Annotated in this window: 23 protein-coding genes and 2 riboswitches; of the genes, 1 reads left to right on the top strand and 22 read right to left on the bottom strand. The window is 39.8% G+C overall.

Annotated elements, in window-relative coordinates; translation table 11 throughout:
• Positions 1-119 precede the first annotated feature (119 nt).
• The 19 genes from CVD28_RS26630 to CVD28_RS26535 form a co-directional block, all read right to left on the bottom strand.
• Positions 120-1,295 carry a toxic anion resistance protein gene (locus CVD28_RS26630; protein WP_101597684.1) on the bottom strand — a complete coding sequence of 392 codons (1,176 nt, stop codon included), beginning with the start codon at positions 1,293-1,295 and terminating at the stop codon, positions 120-122.
• Positions 1,292-1,948 (bottom strand): 5-bromo-4-chloroindolyl phosphate hydrolysis family protein, encoded by a 657-nt coding sequence (locus CVD28_RS26625; protein ID WP_101597683.1) that lies wholly within the window; start codon positions 1,946-1,948, stop codon positions 1,292-1,294. Before CVD28_RS26625 ends, CVD28_RS26630 begins: the two co-directional genes overlap by 4 nt.
• A 559-nt stretch (positions 1,949-2,507) precedes the next feature.
• Positions 2,508-3,329, bottom strand: coding sequence for an SPL family radical SAM protein (locus CVD28_RS26620; RefSeq protein ID WP_101597682.1), 822 nt, complete (start codon positions 3,327-3,329; stop codon positions 2,508-2,510).
• A 159-nt stretch (positions 3,330-3,488) separates the two neighbouring features.
• Entirely contained in the window at positions 3,489-4,799 is a 1,311-nt protein-coding gene (locus CVD28_RS26615; RefSeq protein ID WP_101597681.1) for an APC family permease, read from the bottom strand.
• A 136-nt stretch (positions 4,800-4,935) separates the two neighbouring features.
• Positions 4,936-6,318, bottom strand: coding sequence for an amino acid permease (locus CVD28_RS26610; protein WP_101597680.1), 1,383 nt, complete (start codon positions 6,316-6,318; stop codon positions 4,936-4,938).
• A gap of 236 nt (positions 6,319-6,554) precedes the next feature.
• Complete coding sequence (crcB, locus tag CVD28_RS26605) at positions 6,555-6,920, bottom strand: fluoride efflux transporter CrcB (RefSeq protein WP_101597679.1); 366 nt, start codon at positions 6,918-6,920, stop codon at positions 6,555-6,557.
• Positions 6,917-7,294, bottom strand: coding sequence for a fluoride efflux transporter CrcB (gene crcB / locus CVD28_RS26600; RefSeq protein WP_101597678.1), 378 nt, complete (start codon positions 7,292-7,294; stop codon positions 6,917-6,919). Before crcB (CVD28_RS26600) ends, crcB (CVD28_RS26605) begins: the two co-directional genes overlap by 4 nt.
• Before the next feature lie 44 nt (positions 7,295-7,338).
• Positions 7,339-7,398: riboswitch (Fluoride riboswitch) on the bottom strand.
• 106 nt (positions 7,399-7,504) lie between these two features.
• Positions 7,505-8,281 (bottom strand): class I SAM-dependent methyltransferase, encoded by a 777-nt coding sequence (locus CVD28_RS26595; RefSeq protein ID WP_101597677.1) that lies wholly within the window; start codon positions 8,279-8,281, stop codon positions 7,505-7,507.
• A gap of 237 nt (positions 8,282-8,518) precedes the next feature.
• A complete protein-coding gene (locus tag CVD28_RS26590; protein ID WP_101597676.1) occupies positions 8,519-9,001 on the bottom strand; it encodes a histidine kinase in 483 nt (160 codons plus the stop codon).
• A gap of 174 nt (positions 9,002-9,175) precedes the next feature.
• A complete protein-coding gene (locus CVD28_RS26585) occupies positions 9,176-9,523 on the bottom strand; it encodes a rhodanese-like domain-containing protein (protein WP_101597675.1) in 348 nt (115 codons plus the stop codon).
• Positions 9,524-9,860: 337 nt separating this feature from the next.
• Positions 9,861-10,385 (bottom strand): DUF1456 family protein, encoded by a 525-nt coding sequence (locus CVD28_RS26580; protein WP_101597674.1) that lies wholly within the window; start codon positions 10,383-10,385, stop codon positions 9,861-9,863.
• A 583-nt stretch (positions 10,386-10,968) separates the two neighbouring features.
• Entirely contained in the window at positions 10,969-11,922 is a 954-nt protein-coding gene (locus CVD28_RS26575; protein ID WP_101597673.1) for a tRNA dihydrouridine synthase, read from the bottom strand.
• Positions 11,923-12,902: 980 nt separating this feature from the next.
• Positions 12,903-13,823 carry an HD-GYP domain-containing protein gene (locus CVD28_RS26565; protein ID WP_101597671.1) on the bottom strand — a complete coding sequence of 307 codons (921 nt, stop codon included), beginning with the start codon at positions 13,821-13,823 and terminating at the stop codon, positions 12,903-12,905.
• 25 nt (positions 13,824-13,848) lie between these two features.
• On the bottom strand, positions 13,849-14,529 hold the full coding sequence (locus tag CVD28_RS26560; RefSeq protein WP_101597670.1) for a hypothetical protein: 681 nt from the start codon (positions 14,527-14,529) through the stop codon (positions 13,849-13,851).
• A 55-nt stretch (positions 14,530-14,584) separates the two neighbouring features.
• Positions 14,585-14,671, bottom strand: a riboswitch (cyclic di-GMP riboswitch).
• Between the two features lie 271 nt (positions 14,672-14,942).
• Positions 14,943-16,322, bottom strand: coding sequence for a 23S rRNA (uracil(1939)-C(5))-methyltransferase RlmD (gene rlmD / locus CVD28_RS26555; protein ID WP_101597669.1), 1,380 nt, complete (start codon positions 16,320-16,322; stop codon positions 14,943-14,945).
• Entirely contained in the window at positions 16,319-17,203 is an 885-nt protein-coding gene (locus tag CVD28_RS26550; protein WP_101597668.1) for a DNA-3-methyladenine glycosylase family protein, read from the bottom strand. Before CVD28_RS26550 ends, rlmD begins: the two co-directional genes overlap by 4 nt.
• Before the next feature lie 151 nt (positions 17,204-17,354).
• Positions 17,355-18,155 carry a delta-lactam-biosynthetic de-N-acetylase gene (gene pdaA / locus CVD28_RS26545; RefSeq protein ID WP_101597667.1) on the bottom strand — a complete coding sequence of 267 codons (801 nt, stop codon included), beginning with the start codon at positions 18,153-18,155 and terminating at the stop codon, positions 17,355-17,357.
• A 203-nt stretch (positions 18,156-18,358) separates the two neighbouring features.
• Positions 18,359-19,921 (bottom strand): fumarate hydratase, encoded by a 1,563-nt coding sequence (locus tag CVD28_RS26540; protein ID WP_101597666.1) that lies wholly within the window; start codon positions 19,919-19,921, stop codon positions 18,359-18,361.
• 226 nt (positions 19,922-20,147) lie between these two features.
• On the bottom strand, positions 20,148-20,339 hold the full coding sequence (locus CVD28_RS26535) for an SE1561 family protein (protein ID WP_101597665.1): 192 nt from the start codon (positions 20,337-20,339) through the stop codon (positions 20,148-20,150).
• Positions 20,340-20,561: 222 nt separating this feature from the next.
• Between CVD28_RS26535 and yfkAB the strand changes: the two genes are divergently transcribed.
• Complete coding sequence (gene yfkAB, locus CVD28_RS26530; RefSeq protein ID WP_101597664.1) at positions 20,562-21,686, top strand: radical SAM/CxCxxxxC motif protein YfkAB; 1,125 nt, start codon at positions 20,562-20,564, stop codon at positions 21,684-21,686.
• A 217-nt stretch (positions 21,687-21,903) separates the two neighbouring features.
• On the opposite strand, the gene CVD28_RS26525 is transcribed toward yfkAB, so the two are convergent.
• The 3 genes from CVD28_RS26525 to cax all read right to left on the bottom strand — a co-directional run bounded on the left by CVD28_RS26525 (position 21,904) and on the right by cax (position 24,911).
• The gene (locus tag CVD28_RS26525) at positions 21,904-22,725 is read right to left on the bottom strand and encodes a YfkD famly protein (RefSeq protein WP_101597663.1); all 822 of its coding nucleotides are present in this window, start codon (positions 22,723-22,725) and stop codon (positions 21,904-21,906) included.
• 121 nt (positions 22,726-22,846) lie between these two features.
• Entirely contained in the window at positions 22,847-23,458 is a 612-nt protein-coding gene (locus CVD28_RS26520) for a YczE/YyaS/YitT family protein (protein WP_101597662.1), read from the bottom strand.
• Between the two features lie 391 nt (positions 23,459-23,849).
• Entirely contained in the window at positions 23,850-24,911 is a 1,062-nt protein-coding gene (gene cax, locus CVD28_RS26515; protein ID WP_101597661.1) for a calcium/proton exchanger, read from the bottom strand.
• Positions 24,912-25,199: the final 288 nt, after the last annotated feature.

Raw genomic sequence — 25,199 nt, 5'->3', positions numbered from 1 at the left:
GAATCGGGGTGCAGTTCACCGGGTTCAGTTGCCTTTTTTCAATCTCATGATTTAAATCCGTTCCCGAAAGATTTAGGGAGCAGTCTGCGCTTGTTCAACTCAGCTTTTTCTTGTTTTTATTATGATCCTTTAATGCTCAACAGTTTTTGTCTTAAATCGCTTTCCATTGCTTCCAGTTCATGCTCTGCCTGGCGCCGTTTATGCCGTCCATCCTCCTGGATCCTAAGTGTTTCTTCCAGAGTGGAGATTAGACTCTCCTGAGTTTTCTTCAGCGTTTCAATGTCTACAATGCCGCGTTCATTCTCTTTCGCCGTTTCGATCGTATTGGTTTTAAGCATTTCTGCATTCTTCAATAGCAGATCATTTGTGGTTTTTGATACCTGCTTTTGCGCTTCTACGGCATGGCGCTGTCTGATCAAAGTCAAGGCAATGGCCACCTGGTTTTTCCATAGAGGAATCGCAGTAGAAATAGAGGATTGAATCTTCTCCACTAGTGCCTGATTAGTGTTTTGGATAAGGCGGATCTGCGGGGCACTTTGAATCGTAATTTCCCGGCTTAGTTTTAAATCATGCAGCCGTTTATCCAACCGGTCAGCAAACTGAGTCATATCGTTTACTTCCTGAAATTTCATTTGGTCATTTGTCTCTTCAGCAATTTTCTTTAGCTCTGGTATCGTTTTATTATATAATTCCTCGAGTTTAATCTCACCCGCAGCAATATATACATTCAGTGCATGGAAATATTCTTTATTATTTTCATAGAGCTTTTCGAGCATGTCGATATCTGATAATAAGACATTCTTGCCGCGCTCGAGCTTCACGCTGATCCGTTCAATTTGGGCACCTGTTTTCTGGTATTTGGAAAGCACTTCCTGCACAGATCCCGATATCTTGCCGAACATCCTTGAAAAAAAAGAGGGCCGTTCAGGCATTAGGCCGTCGGGGTTCACATCATTTAATCTCTTCATTAATTCGCTAATGATTTCCCCAACTTCACCAATATCCTTTTTTTGAACATGCTCAAGCATCGTATTCGAAAATGACAAAAGCTTCGTCTGTGCCGGCGTGCCGTATGTAACCATCGCCTGATGATTTCTAGGGTCGATCTGTTCAGCAAGCTGATAGGCCTTTGCCCGGTTTTCTTCAGGAAGGACATCAATGAGTTTAAGCGGTTTGTCTTCCTTTACTGCCATATGCGGCGTCGATCGGCTTTCACCAAAAGGGTTGGCAAGCAGGTCTTCCATAAGATTGGATGTCCCTGTGTCTTTTACAAGAGATGTGTTCTGTTCGCTCATTTATATTTCCTGCTTTCATCAATTAATTGTGATTCTTCAATTGTCTTTAATGAATGCTTGGCTAAATCTATTTCAAAATTTAGGTGATCAATATCATCAGACAGAACTTGGTACAGATCCTTTTCAACAGTATGCGTAAGTTCTTCCAGGGTGAAGCGGGTCTCCTTTAGTGACTGCTCAAGTTCATAAGTTTTTTTGGGCTGTGCGGATAAAAATACATATTTCTCAGTCAGTTCTACTGCCGAATCCAAATGGGAGAAGAAAAATTTTTCAGCTTTATAAAACCGTTTCGGTTCTTTTTTAGCTAAATTATGAATTCTTCTTGCAATCCTTAACAGCTCAATTCCTTTTTTTAGTGATGATATTTGCCTGATTGAGAAAAGCGCTTTTTGCAACCGGGAAATTTTTTGCCTGGCTTCATCCAAGTTTCCCTTAATATATTGATATTCCTTTCTAGTTAAGCCGTGCTTTTTTAAAAAGCGGGAGTTCAGATACACTGTAACCGCCCCATATATAATGGCTCCCGCGCCAAGGGAAAAGGCTGTCGATAAAAGAAAGGTCTGATCCAAGGCGAACATACTTACCAGCCAAACCACTGCAGCCGTTGGAATGGCAAAGAACATTCGAATAACAAATACTAAAAACGGGTTCATCGTATTCGACTCCTCCTGACATAAATCGTGCTCTTTATAAATACGAATTTTACTTAATAAAGTTTCATTGTGTGTAAATCCTCGTTTCCTACATGATACAAGATTATTGAAATTTCTTCCATAGTCCGTGAAATGTAAAAAATGCTAAGACTTAAGGCGTATTTTATTCATTCCTAGCAGGAACGAAAAAGGTCCTCGGTATTGTGATGATCTTGGCCTTCACTATACTCTGAAACTTCCTAATTTTTTTTGGCCTAAATCCAATTAATTTGGCCGTTTTCTATTTTATTTAGCCAAATGGCAAAATGAGCACGGATTTACCGTGCCCACTCTGTACTGTGATAACCGCAGCCTCAACTAATTTATCCGGAATGGCCAACGTTCTACTGGAATTCCTAATTTATTTCATCTAAGTGCCAATTAATTTGGCAGTTTTTGATTTTATTTTGCCAAAATCTCAATTAATTTGGCCGTTTTCCAATTAATTTCGCCAAATGCAAAAAGAGCACGGGTTTACCGCGCTCGCTTGGTGGTCACTATCGCTCATCTTGCCTTTTTTCTATACTGGACTGAATCCATTTTTTGAAACGTAGAGCTCTGAATGACCGAGCTCATTCTTAAGCATCTTTAAAACAACCTTATAAGCTGTCGGATTGTACCACTTTTCCAGCCCTAGCTGTTTGTAAACCTCATATATCCCTAAGTTATCGGTTCGCTTGCCGCCACTGCCATCACCCATCCAGAAATCATCCAGGGTTACCCGATGGGAAATATCCTTTAGCTTTTTTGGGAACTCCCGTGAGCAGGGAAGAAGCGGTGCAATGGTGGCCTGTGTCATAATTTCAGCTTCTTTTATTTCCTTTAACGCCTTCATTCTTGCCGGGATCGGCGGGGCTGATGGGGAAAATGCCTTCCTCACTTCTTCTTTGTCTGTTTCTATTGTCATCGATATTCTGATTTTGTTCCCGAATTGTTTAAATAAATCAATATCCCGTTTTGCTAAGGGTGAACGTGTTTGTAAATGAAGAAAATCAGGCTGCTCCTCGGCCATAACCTCTAACAAGCTGCGGGTTAGTTTTGTTTTATACTCAATTGGCTGATAAGGATCTGTAGAAGATGACATAAATATGGTAACCGGGCCTTTCTTCTTTACTTTGACCAGTTCCTTTTTCAGAAGCTCGGTAGCATTGGTTTTAATATCAATCCACGTTCCCCACTCTTCATCCCGAAAAAGTGATGGCGGAAGCTGCCTGACATAACAGTACTTGCACCCGAAAGCACAGCCTGCATAGGGATTTAAGGAATGAGAAAAATCATCCAGCTGGCCCTTGCCTGGAGTTAAAATGCTTTTCGAAACGATATTTTTTAATTGTATATTCAAAGAGATCACCTTCTCCTCAGTCTGCAAAAAACAAGAAATCTGACAAAGCTTTTACATGTGTTATCTATATAGCTCCCTAAACAAAAAACAAGCGCCGCGCACCGTCCGTATAGGAACAGTGCCTGGCACTTAACTTAACTTAACAAAAGAATAGGCATATTATTTAGTTTTGTTCCTTGTAAGCAGCCAATAAACAGGAAAGCCTGCAGCTGCGATTCCTAATGAGAACAGAGAATCTAATGGGCTATCAATAATTGTATTTACTAGGATATACACACTTCCAATTATCGCTACAATCGGGGTAAGCGGGTATAAAGGAACCTTATAGGTTTTAGCTTCAGGATCCCTTTTACGCAATATAAATACAGCGAAAAAGGCTAAACCGTAAAATAAGAAGACTGAAAAAACCGCTATATTTGTGAGTTTATCAGGATCTGTGATCAACATCATGATAATCGCAATTACAAGCTGCAAAATTGTTGCATTTGCTGGTGTCCTGAATTTAGGATGGACTTTCGCAAATGTTTTTGCTCCCGGTAAAAGCCCGTCTTCAGCCATAGCATATGAAATCCTTGGAAAAGTAAGAACCTTCCCATTTAGGCAGCCGAAAATAGATATCATGATTCCAACGGCTATTAATTTTGCCCCAAAATCCCCAAATAGAATAGATGCTGCTTCACTTGCAGCATTTGGACCCAATTCAACAATCTGATCAGCAGGAAGTACATGAATCATGGCCACATTAACAGATAGGTAAGCAGCCATAACAACTATAATACCGGTGATAATTGCTCTCGGCAAAGTTTTAGCCGGATTCTTCATTTCACCAGCCATAAAACCGACATTCATCCAGCCATCATAGGCCCAAAGCGTAGCGAGAACGGCTGCCCCCAAGCTAACTGACTGTGCCGAAGAGCCGCTGTCCATATTAAAGACCGGCATGTCCCCCATTGTAATCCCAAATATAGCAATTGCAAATATCGGTATTAGTTTTGCAACAGTAGAAACATTTTGTATTAAACCGCCATAGCTTGTTCCTAAAATATTCAAGCCACCTAATAAAACAACTGTTAAAACTCCAATAATGGCAGTATATGATTCTGAAAGATTAAAAAACCCAGCTACTAAAACTCCAAAATACAAACCGAGTGCTCCCATAACGGCGGGACCATAGATCAAGGTTTGAACCCATCCGGATAAAAAGCCCCATACCTTCCCATAAACTTCTTCCAGATAAGAATAGAGTCCGCCTGTTTTTGGAATTCGTGTACTGACTTCAGCAATGGTCAAGCCGCTTGCCAGGGTAATGATTCCTCCAAGAAGCCAAGCAAAAAGCGCCATTGAGGAGTTTCCGCTTGCCTCCAGGACAATCCCGGGCTTCATGAAAATTCCAGAACCGATAACAGTACCAACTACCAGAGATGTTCCGACAAAAAAGCCGATATTTTTCTTTAGCTGTTCTTTTTCCATGATGTCCTCCCTTGGCATTTAATTAAATCATCTACATTATAACATTAATACTATCTTGATATAATATTATGTTTATTAAGACTTTCATTACTAAAAATAACCCCACTATTTATGGGGTTATTTTTAGTAACATAATTTAATTTAAGTTGCTATGTTTTTGTGAATAACCAAAATAAACTACTAAACCGGCACCAATCCAGATCACAAAAGAAATCCAGGTGATTGCTGGCAGGCTTAATGCTAAATAAAGGCAAAATAATGCGCTGATTGCAGGCAATACCGGAACAAAAGGTACACGGAAGGATGCCTTTAAATCAGGAAACTTCTTACGGAGAACAATAATTGCAATTGAAATAAGAGTAAATGCTGCAAGAGTTCCCATGTTAACCAGGTGGGCTAATGTCGTCAAATCTACAAATCCGGCTATACCGGCTGCAATGAATCCTGTTAACCACGTATTAGAGAAAGGCGTTTTAAACGTTTTGTGTACCACAGAAAGTTTTTTTGGAAGAAGTCCGTCACGGCTCATTGCGAAAGATAGTCTGACTTGTGCATATATAAGCGCCAGCAGAACTGTCGTTATACCGGCTACCGCTCCAACCGAGATGATCCCTGCCATGCCGTCTTGCCCTACCATTTTTAAAGCGAACGAAACAGGATCAGCTACATTTAATTTTTCATAAGAAACCATCCCTGTGAGAATTCCAGAAACGGCAATATATAAAACAGTACAGATTAATAGAGAAGTTACAATTCCAATCGGCATGTTTCTTTTTGGATTCTTTACTTCTTCAGAAGCTGTAGCAATTACGTCAAACCCAATGTATGCGAAGAAGACTGTTGCCGCACTAGTGATAATCCCTTCAAAGCCAAACGGAGCAAATGGAGTCCAATTTTCCGGACGCACATAGCCAATTCCGGCAGCGATAAACACAAGAATTACCGCCAGCTTAAGGAACACCATCACATTATTAAAGGAAATGCTTTCTTTCACGCCTCTGCTCACCAATGCTGTTATGAATAAGATGATCAGCACTGCTGGCAGATCAATCATACCCCCCTTGTCCATTCCAGGTGCAGAAGCCAAGCTGGCAGTGACGTGGAGGCCGAATCCTGAAATAAAGGACTGGAAGTAGGCAGACCATCCGGTGGCTACTGCCGATATTGCTAACACATATTCCAGCATTAAATCCCATCCAATAAGAAATGCTGCAAGTTCACCAAGGGTTGCATAGCTATATGTGTACACACTTCCTGAGACAGGAACTGCTGATGAAAATTCTGCATAACAAAAAGCTGCAAGGGCACAGGCGATACCTGCAATAATAAAGGAGAGTGTAATTGCAGGACCGCCGCTTGTAGCAGCAACTACCCCTGTAACAACAAAAATACCTGTACCGATTACACAGCCGACTCCAAGAAAAATTAAGTCCCATAGACCCATTGAACGGCTAAGTTCTTTTTTATGACTTGCCGCCACTAAGTCAGTGATAGACTTTTTCCGAAATAATTTATTCATAAAGATCCCCCTAAAATTCAAAACAAAAAAAACTATCTAAAAATAACATACAACTTGCAGTATATTGTCGGAAATTGTCGATGTCAACCCTCTTAACTGCTGTTATTTATAAAATGCATAATATTTTCACAATTTATACAATTATCTGTCCGTTATGACAAGTAGAAAACGTTTACACTGTATTTATTAACAATTTTTGCAACTTATAAAATCAGCTCGTTTTCAAAGAATTCTTCTTATAAAAAATACCTCCCTATCTCCATTCCAATAAAAGCCAGCAGTATTCCTGCTCCGTAGCTAATCAGATTATAAAGAATAAATTCCTTTTTCTTTTTATTCATAATTAGTTGAACCCCTTCTAAATTAAAAGTTGAAAATGTAGTAAAAGCTCCCATAAAGCCAGTTCCCAATAAAAGTATTGAAAAGTGATTTAATCCGGTGCTTAAAATCACTCCCAGCAAGAATGAACCAGCTAAATTTATGATCAGTGTTCCAATTGGAATATGAAAAAAAAACTTTTTATTGAGCTGACTCATTTTATAACGTGCGACTGCTCCAAAGAAACCTCCCATTCCAACCAGCAAAACTTCAATAAATGTCATAGGCTTTCATCCTCTTTAACTGTACCGAACCCTAATCGGGTCATAAATAGCCCTCCAAGCAAACTAACCAGCACATAGATAATCCCTGCCATAGGATGCTCACTTTGAAACAAATGAACAGCTTCTGCACTCAGGGTGGAAAACGTTGTAAATGAACCTAAAAGTCCTGTAGCAATAGCAGTTTTAAAATTATCAGGGATAGAAATTTTTTTAAACACCACTGTTGTTAACCAGCTTAAAAGAAAGCACCCTAACAGGTTGATAATCAATGTAGACACCGGAAAAACTGTATTTTCACCGGTAATAACTATTCCTAAGCAATACCTTAAAACAGCCCCCATAAAGCCTGCCAAACCAACTAATAAGTAAACCATCTACAGTCATTCCTCCTCAAAACAAAAAGACTCCTGCAATATCATTACCAGCAGGAGTCATTAGCCATTGGCAGCTGAAGGTGATTTCCATCACCTATTATTGTCATTATTATATTGAAAATTTTGGTAAAAATAAAGAGTTTTCCTAACTCAAGTAATAACATTCACTAAAATTGATCATGGGAAATTGGCTTCCAGACTTCATTATAACTATTTTTTTATAGCCTTCCAAATAGTCCATCTGTCTTTTTCAATAATTTTGTCTTTGGTATTTAATTGTTCTCCAATATACGAGACGAGGTATTCAAGCTGCTGATCACTCAAGTCGTGCAGAATGGAACGTCCAGTTCTATTCAACAGGTCAGCTTCTAACTCTGCAAGAGCCTTATATGTTTTCCTTGTTTCCCATAAGCTATACTCTTTAGATTCTTTGAACCCAGCTTCTTCAAATGCTTGCAGAACTTTTGCACTTGAATATCTTCTGCTAACCTCTTTATTTATTAACTGCGGGTATTGTTCAAAGAAATATCCTCTTATATGGGTTGGACTGCCTTCCAGCAAACAGTCCTCTGGAGTTCTATCCTGGATAAGGCATACTCCGTTTGGCTTTAAAACACGATAAATTTCGTTAAAGCATGTATCTAAATCTTTGATATGATGAACAACGGCCCGCTCTAAAACAACGTCAAATTTTTCACTCTCTAAACCTGTATCCAATGCATTTCCTAATTGAAAATGAATATTTGAGTATTGTCTGCTATTTTCTTTTGCAGAAGATAATAATTGCTCCGAGAAATCTAAGCCCGTTACAAAGGATGCTCCCATCTCCGCCAATGCCCTTGAATAAATTCCGCCGCCGCAGCCTATATCCAAAACTTTTTTTCCTGTAATATCACATATACTGTTAAGCATATTTATCCAAGATACGTCTGCACCTCTTGAAGAATAAGTAAAACGGTTATCCTGACTATGAAAATCAATTGTCATAACAAAATCCTCCCGCCTATATATTTCCATTCCCAATTTTAACGCCGTTACCTAAATAATTAAATATTGTAGTTTTTATAAAAAGTCATAAATTTTGCTTATTAAGACCGTTTTTAAACAAAATAAAAAAGCCAACAAATTCTGTTGACTAAATTAGTTTTTCATCCAAGTTCTAAAACAAAAGACAAAAGAAACCCACGAAAAAATTCTCCGTGAATTTTTTTGGTAGGCTATTTGTTATTTGATCGTTGTAAAGGCCAGCCCCTTCTCTTTCATCAAATATTGAAGAGCAGTTTTAAAGGTGGAGAAAGCCATTAATTCTTTAACGAATGGCTGTTGAGACCGGACCAGTTCCTGAGCAAATAAAGGAGTAAAGCCAACAATAAGAACTTGGATTCCCATCAGCTTTAACGAAGAAGTCAAGCTTTCAATGTATTTCCCAAGAAGCTCCAGGTCTTTAACTTTCTTAAATGTAATAGCTGTAAAGTCTAGAATAACCGAATCAGTACTTTGATCATTCGCGTAGCCCAAAATCTTTGGAATCATCACGCCAAATCGATTTATAGACACTTCTCCGGAAACTGGTATTAGAATTGTATCTGGAATTATGGAGGGAATTATTGGAACAGCAGTATTTTGAACTAATTCTTCTAACTCATTTACTTTTTGTGTTAATTCTTTGATTTTACCCTGCAGTAATTCTCTCTCGTTATTATCCATTATAAACCTCACTCAAATGACATATACTGTAAGTATAAACCCTTTTATCAGAAATTCAACTGAAGTATATCCGAGTAAACTACTGTTAAATTTCAAAAAGCAACCCAACAAGTTGCCCTTTAATTGTCTTGCCAGCAGATCCCCATGTATTGAATCCATAGCAAACTTTATTAATTAATCCACAGCTTCTTCTTTGAATTTCTTCCAGGCAGTAAGTCCGCCCTCTAAGACGGCCACATCGTAGCCTCTTTCAGAAAGAATGACCGCACACTTTGCGGCAGAATTCCCTGTTGTACAGGTAACGATAATTTCTTTTTTCTTCGGCAAAGAATTAATTGCATCTTGCTGGTTTTCATCCAAATTAAAAATGTCTGTTTTTTCTATATGTATACTCTTTATAGATGAGTCTTCTATATGAAAGTTCTTGTATTTTTCTTCAGCTCTTACATCTAAGATGAATACCTTTTCTTTATTCTTCAGTTTCTCATTTAATTCCTCAGGTAAGATCCTATTTAGTGTCAAAACCGAACTTCTCCTCCCTGTTAATAGCTTAAAATAGCAACTATAAAAGCAGCAGCACAATCTTCCGACCCCTAATGCAAGCTGTTATATCTCATCAATGCGTATTGTATTACATCAATTTCCGTTAAATGTATAAAAGAGCCTTCATAAGCGAAAAGGCTCCGCCAACAACTATTACCATTCAGTGATAAATTTACTGTCACAGTTTAAGGTTATTTAAGTACACCTCTATTGTTTCAAGTTATTCGAAAAGTCACGGTTGACCTTAATGATTAACCTTTCACAATCATTATAACTGAAATGATATTGTGATGTGATTCGCGGTCTTAATGTTCCCTTACCTATATTTTATAGCTAATCCTTTTAAGAAATTCCTGGCGTATTTATCACCGCACTCTTTATAATTCTTATGGCCTTTTTTCCTTAAAAAAGCACTTAATTCTCCTTTTGTTATATTGACTCCTGCTTTTTCTAATATATCAATCATATCCTCACTCGTTAATGCTAGTGCTATTTTCAATTTCTTTAGGACCATATTATTAACACTTTCATTATTCTTTAATGACAGTGACGGACTGTTAGCCTGGTCTGGTTTTGGATCTTGTTTTCCTCTTTTAAAAGTAATAAATCCATTTAAAAACGACTCTAACATACTATTATTGACTTTTATATTCTCGTCATTCTCTGTGATATCGCCATCACCGGCCACTTCATTATCATAATTGTCTTTTGATTTCGTGAGGATCTGCAGCACTTCTGCTTTTGTTACTTCAATGCCCCCAAGTTTAAATATCTCTACCATATCGGTATTTTTTATATCAAGTGCATATCTTAATCTAATTAATATATCATTGTTTTCCATCTAAAGACCTCCTAAATTATTGCCTTTTTTTAATTAGAAATGCAAGCATTACTCAGGATTTGGCAGTTTAGCTTCGCTCATTTTATTGTGTTAACGAATGCAGCTGCTTATCCTATTTCCTCGCGTGGGATGTAAGTATTCTAACCCAACATTTTAAGTCCGAGAATCTAATACGGATTATCGGACTCGCACATATCAGATTTTCTCCAGTGACACATAGCATTCCACCTGTGTGACTGTAATTGACAACATAAGGAGATGTTGGTGATTTTACAAAAAAACTAAAGGAACAAGTATCATCTGTCCGTTAGCAGTATTTCATTTAAGACGCCATTTAAGCTGTGTTTTTTACTTGCAGGCTGATAATTTATCTAAAATAAAGAAGCAATAACGTGCGTTTGAGCAATTTTTCGGTTATTAGTATTCACAGTAATTAATGTTCCTTTACCAGTGTGTCTTAAATCACACCAGCCAATTAACTGATTTGTATAAACTCTAACTCTTTGGGGGCTTGGCACACCAGTTTAACGTCCTACTTCGCTTTCACCTTGAATTGCGACACTTCTACTGTTCCCCCATTCCATCAAGATTCTGACCCAAAGTTATCGAGCAATTCACGCACTTCATCTGTTGACTCTGTGTTCATTAATTGATTTCTTAATTCGCTCGCCCCTCGAAATCCTTTGACATATATCTTAAAAAAGCGATGAAGAGCCTTGAACGGACGCAGCGAATATTTATCATGAAGATCCAGATGCAGCTTTAAGAGATCAAGTAATTCCTTACTGCTATGATCTTTCGGCTCCTTTTCAAAGGCAAATGGATTATTGAAAATACCACGCCCAATCATAACTCCATCAACACCATATTGATCAACGAGCTTTAAGCCAGTTTGACGGTCAAGAATATCCCCATTAATCGTCAAGAGTGTATCTGGTGCCACCTGGTCACGAAGTTTCTTAATCTCCGGAATCAGCTCCCAATGAGCATCTACTTTGCTCATTTCCTCTCTGGTACGCAGATGAATGGATAGATTAGCAATGTCTTGTTTCAATATGTGTGTCAGCCAGTCACGCCATTCGTCTATCTCAGTATAACCAAGCCTTGTCTTTACACTTACGGGCAATCCTCCTGCTTTTGCCGCTTGTATTAAATCAGCTGCAACTTCCGGACGAAGGATAAGGCCGCTTCCTTTCCCATGCTGCGCTACATTCGGTACAGGACAGCCCATATTGATATCGATCCCCTTAAACCCAAGTTCGGCCATACCAATACTCATTTGCCGAAAGTATTCAGGCTTATCTCCCCATATATGGGCTACAATTGGCTGCTCATCCTCTGCAAAAGTCAATCGCCCGCGCACACTCTGGATTCCCTGTGGATGACAATAACTCTCACTGTTTGTAAACTCTGTAAAAAACACATCCGGTCTGGCTGCTTCACTCACCACATGGCGAAAAACAACATCCGTCACATCTTCCATTGGTGCCAGTATAAAAAAAGGTCGTGGTAAATCACGCCAAAAATTATCTTTCATTTTAAAATTCAAATCCTCTCAATTGGGATACTTGGCCAAACCCTCATCCCAAAATTAAAAAGCAAAATGTCCCCTGCTTCTTTTACACTTATACCATTCTTAAGAACTTTTTATCAAACTGATCTGAAATGTTTATTTTAACATCAGAATCTCTGTACGGCCAAAATTTCTCCTGCTAAATCCATTCCCATCAAACAGCATTTACTGACGAGTTAAAATAAAGTTGTGCTAAAAAAGGAATAAAAAGAAAATTGGAAGAACACTGGAATGACAAGGGTTGCAGAAAAAACAACGAAATCGCTAGAGTATTTTTTTACGAAATCAGGGTCGGACTGGCAAATGTTATTTAAACTAGCAAGAGTATTTTTCAGCTAGACATCTTCTGTACATCGATTAAAATCCTTTCCGATTTCACCTGACTCAAACCGCATTCCTTTGTTCGCTGTTTGATTAAAGTTTACCGAAACTCCCGTTTTTAACCACTTTGTCTTCTTTATTTTACACATATTCCCGCTCTTTTTTCCCTCTTTTTTTAACGCTTTTTCTCGAATTTGAAAAAAGTCTTCCGAGTCCATAAAAAAGAATAAAGGCAGACCCCGCAAGGGTCTGCCCTGTTTTTCTCACACTTTTTTACGAAATCTTTTTTCTCACTCGAAGGAGAAATCGGAAAATTTCATTGTAACGGGTTAGTGAGTTTATTGGTTAGTTACAATTTTAAAGCGATTTTCCCTACGGCTTCAAGATGCGTTGAGTGTATTTGACAACACCACAGATGCCTGGTGAGTTTACACATTTTTCAACATAAGTTTACTTATATCTCTTCATAGTCTTTTACTAAATAAAAAAGAGCTACCTTTAAAGTATTAAAATGGTAGCTCAGATTTTAGTGCTAACTATAAAAATTGAATTAAATCCTTTTTTCCTAGCCGTATTTAAGCATCATCCCAATGTTTAAGCAACAATACTTCCTCAAAACATTCTTATTTTAAATCCCGTTCCGCAGCTGCCTCTTCCAAAAGAATCGATTCAAATGCATCTACAATAAGTTTGCTGAAGTGCCTTCCAACGTTCTGCTTCAATTCATTGATTCCGACTGAAGGCGAAGCACCTTTCCGGTATACTCGGTCTGATGTTATTGCATCGTATGTATCTGCTACCCCTATAATCTGGGCCTCGAGCAGGATTTCATCACCTTTAAGGCCAAATGGATACCCGGATCCGTCAAGTCTCTCATGGTGCTGTAATATGATATCTCCTATGTGGGCATAATACGTTTTTTGAACCAGTTCAGCACCATCTTCGGAATGCTTCTTTAGCACGTCAAATTCCTCTTTTTCCAAACGCCCAGGTTTATTAAGAATTTCTTCGGGAATCTTGATTTTGCCGACATCATGGAAAATCGAGGCGAAATAAAGGTTTTCCAAAACATCTTTTGGAAGCTTAAGATGCTTGGCAATTTTTAACGAGTATTCCTGAACCCTAAGACTGTGCTGGAACGTATATTTGTCTCTATCTTCTACCTGCTTGACGATTTTGACCAACTCGGTAATGCTTTCGCTGAGATAATGGAAAACAGGCTCGGTTGAAATCCATAACAACCTTATATCCGTTAAAGCTTTAAAGTACGTTGCATCCTTTAAATTCTTGATATAAAAATAATCACCTGATACTAAAATTTGTTCCTTGTCCCTGGCTTCGCAGAAACAACTTCCTTCGATAATAAAGAAGAATTCGAGTGCATCCGGAACATCACCTGGATAGAGGTAAAATATCTTTTCCCGTTTAATCGTTTGCATAATGATTTCCGTTCCATTTCCTCTAGCAAGCAATCTAAACTCTGATGAATCATGCTTGGTTTTCTCGATGTATTGGTCACCAATACCCAGATAAAGTCCTTCCACCCCTGTTCCCCCTATTGGCTAGCTCCTAATACTGGACCCGAATCGGATCAATCCATACCCACTGATTCCCCAACTTTACAAGAGTCCAGGAACATTCAGCTTGAACCCCTTTCTCGGCGGCCTTCTTGATTGTTTCCTGGGACATCTTCAGTGTCTCATTATACAGTTCAAGAATTAGCTTATCGAGTTCCTCTGTATATTTCCGGGTCCTCTCCGAGTATAGTACTGATCTTTGGTCCAGTTTATTTTCGAGCGCTGTTATTTTCTCGGTAATCTTTTGCGGATCTTTGCCAAATTCAAGCGAAGCATTCAGTTCAGCGATATCGGCATTGATGTCCGCAATCTTGGCGTTTATCTCACCAGTCTCTTCAACAAGGGCGAAGTCTATTTTATTCAGTTCCGCCCGAATTTTGATCGCATGTTCAGCGCCAGCGCCTAGTAATTCAGCTTCCAGTTTAGCCTTTTTCTCTTTCAGCTTAACAACTTCCTTGCCTTCTTCAATAATGCGAAGATCTCTAACAAATTTCCCAGTCATTTCGTCGGCTTTTACGACTGCTTCAGAGATTTCCTTGTCGATATCGATGTTCGTTTTTTCAATCTGTTCCAACGCTTCTTCCCTGTCTCTCTCCATCGAAGCGAAAGTGCTTGTCCCAAACGAGACAGTCAACAGTAAAACCATGGCAAGACTAATTACTTTCCTGAACATTGGAATCCCCCTTTTTTGGGAAAACCATCTTGAAAGGTTGATGCAGAAAATGTGAGTTTGCAGCTGGCTGGCATGGTCCCTTATACCTTAGCCCCTATAGCTTTGCGCCCTTACCTTTTCAGATAGGTTGCCCTTTGAATAGTACTAACAGGACCATTATACCAAGTTTCGTTTATTTCACCAAATATTTAGATGATTTTTATAACTTTTTGCCCATCATTGTCAGAAAAATAAATCATGCACGAGGTTTGAGTCGGCCATTCATTGACCAGCTCGACTAAATATACATCTTTTCTCCTTCCCAAAGGGAAAAAGTAACCTGTCAATCAGATAGAACAATCAATATCCAATACAGATTTGTAAATCCATTTCAAGAAACGTGAAAAGGCAACACCCATTAAAGGGTAGCTGCCTTATTTTAAAGCGATTTTCACTACAGCTTCAACATGCGACGTCTGCGGGAACATATCAACCGGCTGAATATATTCTACTTTATACAATTTGCTTAAAGTCTGCAGATCCCTTGCCAAGGTGGATGGATTACAGGATACATAGACAACTTTTTTCGGCTTAGTCTTTAGAATTGTTTGCAGCAATGCGTCGTCACATCCAGTTCTCGGCGGATCAATGACGATAACGTCCGGTTTCCAGCCTTCCTTAATCCATTTTGGTACGATCTGTTCTGCTTTGCCGACTTCGTAAGAAACGTTGCTGCGATTATGTCGGGCAGCGTTCTTCCGTGCATCAGTAATGGATTCCTTAATAGTATCCATACCGCGGACTTCCTTTGCCCCGTCAGATAGCCACAGGCCAATTGTTCCAACACCGCAATATGCATCGACTACCTTTTCCTTGCCGGTAAGAGCCGCAGCCTTTTTCACCTCATCATACAGCTTTACTGTTTGAATAGGGTTAAGCTGAAAGAAGGTGCGGGCGGACAGCTCGTACGAAAGGTCGCCAAGTGTTTCATTAATGACCTGTTCTCCGGCAAGATGGACAGTTTTTTCGCCAAATATTAATGATGTATGCTTGTCATTTACGTTTTGTACAAGCGATTTTACTTCCGGCAGCTGCTCTTTAATTGCCTGTACTAGTTTTTCTTTCTTAGGCAGCTCTTCTGTAAGTGTCACAATGACAACTTGGACCTCTCCGGTCTGAAATCCTACTCTGGTAATGACAGTCCGAACTGCACCTTTTTTCTTCTTCTCGTTGTAGATGGAGATGCTTAGGTCTTTTAATATTTTCTTGACGACAGTAGTTACCCTGTTGCTTGAGGCATGCTGAACAGCACAGTTCGGAATATCAATCAGGTTATGGGAATTAAGCCCATATAAGCCGGCAATAACATTTCCTTCTCTTAGGCCAACCTGGAACTGGCTTTTGTTGCGGTAATTCCATGGGTCTTCCATTCCGATTGTTTCCCTGATATCTAGTGTTTCAATTGGAAATTTGGTATGGCGTTCCAGTGATTGAACCACGATATCGCGTTTCTCCACAAGCTGCCTGCTGTAACGCAAATGCTGAAGCTGGCATCCGCCGCACTCCTCATATACCGGACATGGGGGTGCAACACGGTCCGGTGATTGCTTGCGGATCTTCTTTATTTTTGCCTCGGTGAATTTTGGGTGGACCTTCGTTGCTTCAGCCACAATTACTTCGCCCGGCAGTGCACCGGGAACAAAGACGACCTTTCTTTTAAAATAGCCGACGCCTTCTCCATTTATCCCAAGACGTTTTATTGTTAAAGGAAAGCTTTGATTTACTTCCAACCCTGCTTCTTGTTGCTTGTTCATTTATTTTCACTCCGTTTTTCAATGCTTCTCCATAAATAGAGGGAAGCATAGCTTAAGAATGGAGACCAATTTTTAGTATAGGCTTCCATTTCTATGATAGTTGGCTTTTGCGGTAAGTTATACAATTGTTTAAGCGCATTTTGAAGGCCGATATCAGCCATCGGAAATAAGTTTGGCCGGCCCAACCCGAATAAGAGGAAGTTTTCCGCCGTCCATTTACCGATTCCCCTTTGCTTCGTTAGGGACTCCAATATCTCTGCATCCGATCTTTCAATGAGCTGCTCTAAATTAAGCTCTCCCTGTACAATAGCCTTTGCCAGACCGGTTACATACTCCGCTTTTCGGCCGCTGAATTGTATTTCTCTTAATTCTGCTATTGTAATTTCTGCAGTCGTTTCAGGAGTTGGATAAAACCAGACGCCATCCCTCTGGATCCCGAATGTTTGGACAAAGCGGGCTGTAAGGGTGTAGGCAAATTTTAGATTAAGCTGCTGGTGGATAATGCATTTTACTAGGCAGCCGTAATAGTCAAAATCCAGAACAATAGCTGTTCCCCTATGTTCTTCGAAAATACCCATCAGATCAGTGTCCATAAAATGTGAAGAAATATCACTAAGCGGTTGATGCCAATGGAAAATCTTTTTTAGCCTATTGATTGCTGCCTCTTTATCTCCTTCAGAATTGCTGCTTATAGAAAAGGCAGGATCATCCGTACTTCCGATGGCCCTTACTTCTATGACGATAGGCCTGCCCTCTATCCTTAGTGGCACCTTGACTGAACGCTGTTCCTTATCAATTACATTGAGAGGATCATTCATTAATCGGTCCAGAACCAGATCAAAATTATAGGGCCCTTGGACCTTTAGTGTTTCAGTCCACATTGTGGGTTCCTTCCTTCCCGCGCTTTTCCCCGTATTATAGCATGTTTTTTCTGAAAGTCGCAGAATAAGGGCGGTGGCTTAAAAGTTATAGAAGTGAAGCCGGCAGCTTTTAAATCGCCAAAAACCCCGCCTGCGGCAAGGGTTTTTATATCTATTGTTTTTTCTTACTGCTATCCTGCATTTTCACTTTCATGAGATCATCCAGGCTTTTAAACTGATAGCCCTGTTTTTTTAAATCAACAATGATCGATTCCAAGGCTTCTGCATTATCCTTTGATATGGTATGAAGGAGAAGGATTGCCCCCGGATGGATTTGCTTCATTACCTGTTCATGGGCAAACTGAGGCCCTCTTTGACGGTCAACATACCAATCCACATATGCCAGGGACCAGAAAACATGGGTATAGCCAAGATTTTTAGCTGCAGCCATCGTCCTTTCACTAAAAATGCCGCGGGGCGGACGAAGGTAAACCATACTTTTTTGTCCAGTAAGACGCGCGGTCTCTTCCTTAACTTTGGTTAACTCCTGTTCAATCTGGACATCTGTTACCTGTGTCATATCCGGGTGTGACCAAGAATGATTACCGACAATATGCCCCTCTTTAACCATCTGTTTTGTAATATCTGAAGCACTTTCCAAATAATGCCCCGTTACGAAAAATGCAGCGGGAACCTTATGTTTTTTGAGAACAGCTAAAATTTTCGTTGTATATCCATTTTCATATCCATTATCAAAAGTAAGGTAAATGTCCTTTTTGGCCGGGTCTCCTTTGTATACCGCTCCATGCTCCTTAAGCATCCCTTCATAAAGAGACCCCGCATCTGCCGGCTGTCCATTGCTGCTTTTTCTAAAACCCCATTGATGAGAGATATTGGAAGGTTCTGCAGCTGTATGAACAGATAGCGTCATCCATAACAATATCCCAAGCGGAATAAGCAAAAATTTCTTCATTTTTTTCCTCCTGACGATTGTTTTACTTTTATTTTGTGATGGGAGGAAAAAAATATCCGATTCATGGATAGCATTTACTGGATATCACCATTATCCGTGTAGGACGGCAATAGGCAGGCCCTATATAAGCGGACCTGCCTAATTTTAGTACTTCAGTTACTTACCAAAAAACAATAACAGCGAATCTTAACTAAGAGTATTACCTATTTAAATACTGGTTCTTTGAAGGCTGCCAGTTTTTCCAGTGATGACTGTGCTACATCCTGGTGCAGACTGTTTCCGTGAGAATCCATTGTCACAACAGCGGTAAACTTCTGCACCTTAAGGTGCCACATGGCTTCAGGAATTCCAAATTCCATAAAATCTACACCTTCAACTGACTTAATACAGTCGGCATAATACTGTGCTGCACCACCGATTGCATTAAGGTACACGCCTCCATGTTCTGCAAGGGCGGCTAATGTTTTGGGACCCATTCCGCCCTTTCCGATGACAGCACGGATACCAAACTTTTTCATAATATCTCCCTGGTAAGGCTCCTCACGAATACTTGTTGTAGGGCCAGCTGCTTTTACATGCCATTTTCCATCCTGATCCTTCAGCATTACAGGGCCGCAGTGGTAGATAACTTGCCCGTTAAGGTCAACAGGAGCATCATTTTCTGAAAGGTGCTTATGAATTGCGTCACGGCCTGTATACATCATGCCATTAATATGAACAACATCGCCTACTTTAAGGCTGCGGATTTGTTCTTCGGTAATCGGAGCTTCAAGTACTACCTCACGGCTTGCAGATTCTGCTGCTGCTGCAGTTTCTGCCGCAGTAGTTTCCAGCTCTTTTTCTGCTGCAAAATTTATTTTTTCTCCATCCTGGTATTGCCATTCCGTAATTTCGCCAGTTTCAGGGTTCACTTTAACTCCCAATCTCCTGAATGCCCAGCAATTGTATGCTACAGACACGAAAAAGCTTGCAGGAATTCGGTGCATTACACCAATTTTACAGCCAAGCAAAGTTGTTTCGCCGCCAAATCCCATAGTTCCAATGCCCAATTTGTTGGCGTTTTCCAAAATGTATTCTTCCAGCTTACGAAGATCTTCATTTGGGTTAACATCTTCAGAGCTGCGGAAAAGCTGTTCTTTAGCTAAATCATATCCTGATGAACGGTCTCCTCCAATACCAACACCAATGAATCCGGCACTGCAGCCCTGGCCCTGGGCCTGATAAACCGAATGGAGGATGCATTTACGGATTCCGTCAAGGTCGCGTCCTGCCTTGCCAAGACCTTCAATCTCACATGGCAAGCTATATTGAATGTTTTTATTTTCACAGCCTCCGCCTTTTAAGATTAAGCGGATATCGATATAATTCTGTTCCCATTGTTCAAATTTCATCACCGGAAGACCAAGTCCCAAGTTGTCACCGCTGTTTTCTCCTGTTAAAGAGTCCACGGAGTTCGGGCGCATTTTGCCATCCTTTGTTGCCTGAACCATTGCATTTCTAATTGCTTCTTTAATTTCAAGCTGGTTCACCCCTACTGGAGTCTTGATTTTAAAGGTTGGCAGCCCGGTATCCTGGCATATCGGTGAAACATTGTCATCTGCCATAGTAATATTGTTAGTAATGGTCGCAAGGCTCATTGCCGCCCTAGTCCCAGCATTCTCTTTCTCCTTTGCAGCCTTAATGGCTCTCCGGACATCCTTTGGCAGATTAGTCGATGTTTCTACAATCAGCTTGTACATGCTTTCCTGCAGTTTTTCCATGTTCATGCTTTTTAGTTCCCCCTCTTGCAATTAAAAAAGTCAGGCGATATAGTATAATTTTTTTGAATATAAAGTCACTCAACATGTTTTATTATACTCCTTGCTGCACTTTTGGAAAAGAGGCTGATTGCAAACGATTACACTTAGATGAACGAAATTCTTCTATATTGTCTTTTAGCAAATATATTTATATAGAAAAGACCTAATAAAAAAAAGAGCCCTATTCGGACTCTTATTCATCATTAGGTCTTTTCTTAAATTGCTCGACTTTCATTTCCATTTCATCGATAATAGCCAGTAAACGGTCTATATCTTCCAGTTCCGCTTCATCGGGATCAATACTATCGAGAACTTCTGCAAACATTGATAGACGTTCCTTCAAATACTTCATTTGATCATCTTTGTTATAAATAGCCTTTCCCAATACAGTCACCTCTTTAACTTTAAACAGGATTGGACTTACGTCAGTATAACTTTTTAATCTTACCTTTATCGTACCCTATTAGTCGTATAAAGTGCAATCTGATAAGGATTCTTTATCCCGGTTTGCAATATCCTTGTGGTTTGACATCCGTCTTCTTTTATTGACAACTTTCAGGCAGTTTACCATAATTATTGAGTGCTTAGCACAGAAGGAGTTTTTACAATGAACACTCAACAAATTAAACCAAAAATCATTTCTCCCGATTTTGATCCTTGGGAAGCTTATATGGATATGGAAGAACATGGAGCGCTAACCCTTTCAAATGTTGAATTCACCACAACAACGCTTTGCAATATGCGCTGCGAGCATTGTGCTGTAGGGTATACGCTTCAGCCGAAGGACCCATCCGCCCTTCCGTTAGATTTAATTCTTAAGCGCCTGGAAGAAATTCCACATCTCAAAACCCTAAGTATTACCGGCGGAGAACCAATGCTTTCCAAAAAGCAGGTAGATAATTATGTATTGCCGCTTTTGAAATATGCCAATAGCCGCGGAGTCCGAACACAAATCAACTCTAACCTAACATTAGATCTTGAACGTTACGAGAAAATCATACCATATTTGGATGTACTGCATATTTCTCACAACTGGGGAACAGAGGACGACTTCATTGACGGCGGTTTTGCGATGATGGAACGCAAGCCGACACGCGAACAAAGAAGGCAGCTATTTACCAGAATGATCGAAAATTCTCGTGCGTTATCCAATGCTGGAGTGCTGGTATCTGCCGAAACGATGCTGAATAAGAGAACAGTCCCGCATCTTGAACATATCCACCGCCAAATTGTTGAAGAAATGGGCTGCAGGAGGCATGAGGTGCACCCTATGTACCCGAGCGATTTTGCTTCAGGGCTTGAGACGCTTTCTCTGGAGGAAATTCGCGAAGCCATTTCATTCTTGCTGGAAATCCGCGATCCAAATACGTGGATGCTCTTTGGTACGCTCCCTTTCTATCCTTGCAGCAGCAATACCGAAGACCGAGAGCTATTACATAAACTCTATTCAGCAAAAAATGTGACTGTCCGCAATGATCCAGACGGCAGATCTCGATTGAATGTTAATATTTTCACAGGCGAGGTAATAGTAACTGACTTTGGTGATGCCCCTTCGCTTGGAAATATAATTGACCAGCCTCTTTCCTGTTCCTATGAAACATGGAAGAAATCAGCCCTGGCACAGGAATTGAACTGCCATTGTCCATCAGTTAAATGTCTTGGTCCCAACGTTCTTGTTAAAAATGCTTATTATCCAGAAGTAAACTTCAGGGAAAAGAAATCTTTCCTTTAAATTTTAGCCATTTGCAAAGTAATATTGAAAAAAGGAGTAGCCCTCTCTTTTGGGCATACGTTCAGAAATTGGCCTCGGACACTAAATGTTACCGTTATGCTTTCCAAGAAAAAAACCCGTACCACGGTTTAACTGTGAATACGGGTTTTTTTCTTATCCGGCAAAAAACTTTTTTATAAGCCGTGTTGTTTGGGATGCAACAAGTTCCTAAATCAACTTACTTAGGCTGTCCTGAAGCCATAAAGCTAAACGATAAATGGTCCTGGATCGGAATCCAGGCTCCGATTCCCTGGGATGTAACATTCTTTACCATGATAGAACGCTTCTTTCCCCTAAGTTTCAGGTAAACTTCCCCGTACGTAACCTTCCCTTTTTCATTGACTGCCGGTGCATGGGCATATAAATACCCAAGTCTGTTAGGGGGAATGTTATATATTTGATCTTTTTTTGTACCCGCCCCGATATGAGTTTCAAATGATAAAGGAAGCTTTGACTTTTCAGCAGCTTTTGCAAGCATCATTTTCTGAACATCTTCAGTGGCCGGTATTTTTGCTGTCAAACCGCCGCGTACCGTTTTTTGTGCTTCCTGTACATAATTAATTTTAACCGGAGAGTTACCACCCCTATTGTCAAAATAATTTGTGTTCACCCGCTGGTATTCCCAATTTGAAGTTGTTTCTGATGACTCATAGCTTAGCGCCCAATGTCCAAGATAAATGGTAGCACGATAGCCAAAGGAAAACGGCGAACTGGAAATGGCCGATTCATTAAGAATATGAATAAGCTTTGGGTTGTCGATTTTCACATTGGACGAATTAATTAACTGCTGCGCAAGTTCACCCGGCTGAAGATATGGCATATCCTGCATGGCATTAGGATACGTATTTTCCTTGGCAATGTTCGAGACCGACGGCGGCAGTGAAGCGGCTATGGCTGCCTTTTTTCCTTCATTCTTAACAGCTTGTGCATCGATATTATGAGGCTGGAAAAGTAAAAACATCAGTCCGGTTAAAACAAACAGCGAAAGTTTCTTTCTCATGATGCGGCACTCCTTTATTAGATGTAAAATCTGCATATCACAACCACAACCAACTGTCTTTACTAGCTTTTGCGGAAGGAACTCAAACTATGCATCAAACAGGGAGCCGCTTATCGGCGGTTCAACCCTTTACTAATTTTTTGTAAAATGCTTCAACCGGCGGATAAAACCACTGTACTGCCGGTCCGATCGAAAAAGTTATAATCAGTGTTCCAATTCCAATTGGCCCTTTTACCATGAATGCGAAGATTAGACCAATGAGTTCGCCCGCAGTCTTGGCAAGCATTAGACTAATATTGAATCGTTTATGGATGGCAACCATTAATTTATCGAGTGGGTTGGCTGGGAATTGCGGCTGCAAGTATACGCAAATTCCAAAAGAAAGAATAATAATCCCTGTTGCCAGAGCACCCATCCGATACAGGTTCCCCGCAGGCTGCCAATCCGGGAGAACAATTAGCAGCCAGAAATCAATGCTCAACCCAACTATTACGATCGTTCCAAGTGCTAAAAATTCTGGTATCTTTTTTAATAAATAAGCATTAAGAAACATTAACAATATACCAGTTACCATGATCCAGCGGCCAACGGTCATTCCGAATAACTCGGCTAACCCAACATGCAGCCCATCCCATGCACCTGTACCAATCCCGGCCTTGATAGTCAAACTGACGCCAAATGTTAATATGAAAATGCCTATTACAAAAAAGCTAACCCTGTAAACTGCCTTCATTCTAATTTCCTCGCTTTATCTTTAAGTTTCAAAAAAAAATGTAACATTATTGTAATGTTCTGAATATTTACTTATTTGTTTTTTTACCTTATACTTATGCTAGGCTAAGAAAAAGGAGGGGAAATCATTTCAAACAATAGACTTCGCGGGAGGAATGCTATCGAACTGAATTCCAATTAGAAGGATTTGTCCCAATATACTTACGTTCGCACTTAATTATACTTGTTAAAGGAAGGTGAGAATTCTAGAATCATTTTAATTCCTATAAGAATTATAATAATTTTGGACTAACGTATGTTAATTTATTTTCAAAAAGTAATTTAAAAATGACTCTGCAAATACAATATGCAGAGTCATTTTTTAGTTGGTGAATTAAGTCTTAGCTGTTTAATCAGATTAGATAAAAGCCAATTCCCATAATAAAGTAAGCCGCAAGAAGGGTTAATCCTTCAAACCAGTTCGTTTCTCCATCATTGGAAATGACGATGATTAATAATACAGATGAAACCATTGCGATTAGTTCAGGGATTGTGAATACGAGAGGCATAGCCGTTGGGAATAGCAGAGATATCAAAACTAATACTGGAGCAACGAACATTGCAATCTGAAGCGTTGATCCCACTGCAATTTCTACAGCAATATCCATTTTATTCTTATATGCCATGATAATAGCAGAAGCATGCTCAGCAGCATTCCCCACTATCGCCACTACAATTACTCCAATAAATAGTTCAGTCCATCCAAATGCTTCACCAACTTCATGAAATGTATGAACCAGATTTTCGGATACATAGGCAACGGCTACAGTAGCGACTGCCAAAATAGCAAGTGCTGTCTTCTTGTTCCATTCCGGTTCTTCTTCATGGTGATCTCCGCTGCCGCCTTCATCATGCTGATAAACCCCTCGATGGGAAACCAGCTTAAAGAACAACGCAGACAAATACAATGCAATTAAAATAACTGAAATACCAACACTTAATGATATGGTTTTTGATTCATTCATTGTTTGGGAAAACACTTCCGGTATAACAAAAGCTACTACAACACCAAACATGAGCAAACCTGCATTGTGCCTTGCATCATATATATTGAACTTCTGCCTTTTGAATTTTAATCCTCCTATGAAAAAGGAAAGGCCGCCTACAAGCAGCAGGTTTCCAATCACAGACCCTGTTAAAGAAGCTAGCACAACTTCAATCAGTCCGGCCTTTAAAGCAAAAATAGAAATGATAAGCTCAACTGCATTGCCGAATGTTGCATTCAATAGCCCGCCTATCCTTGGACCCATTACAACTGCCAGACTTTCAGTAGCACGCCCCATAAAACTGGCAAGTGCCACAATTGTCAGGCAGTAAATGACAAACATAAGCACACTTGGCCAATGCATTAAAGAACCTGCGACAGATAAGGGCACACCTGCCAATACAAAAATTAAAAATAGCTTATTTACCATAAAACATCCCTCAACTCTCTTTTCACTTATTGTTCCCCCGTTTTGAGGATATGATGACCTATACCTCATTTGACTATTGCCTAATCCTCCAGACTAAAGGTATCATCAACTAGAATACTAGCCCAGCTGGCAAGTTTTTAAAAAGGCTAAACCTAAAGGTCGCTCAGCCATTTTTAAAGAATCGTCCATTAAACACCGCTGATTTGGAGTCACGTATTTCAATTTCTACATCTGCATTATTATGGAAAGGTAAGTATAATTTAACTTTCTCTTTCCTGCAAGCTATCG

It is taken from the genome of Bacillus sp. M6-12 (genome assembly GCF_002860285.1).
Classification (GTDB): domain Bacteria; phylum Bacillota; class Bacilli; order Bacillales; family DSM-1321; genus Peribacillus.
Note: the sequence above shows the minus strand (reverse complement) of the source record. Positions and strands in the feature narration are given on the sequence as shown.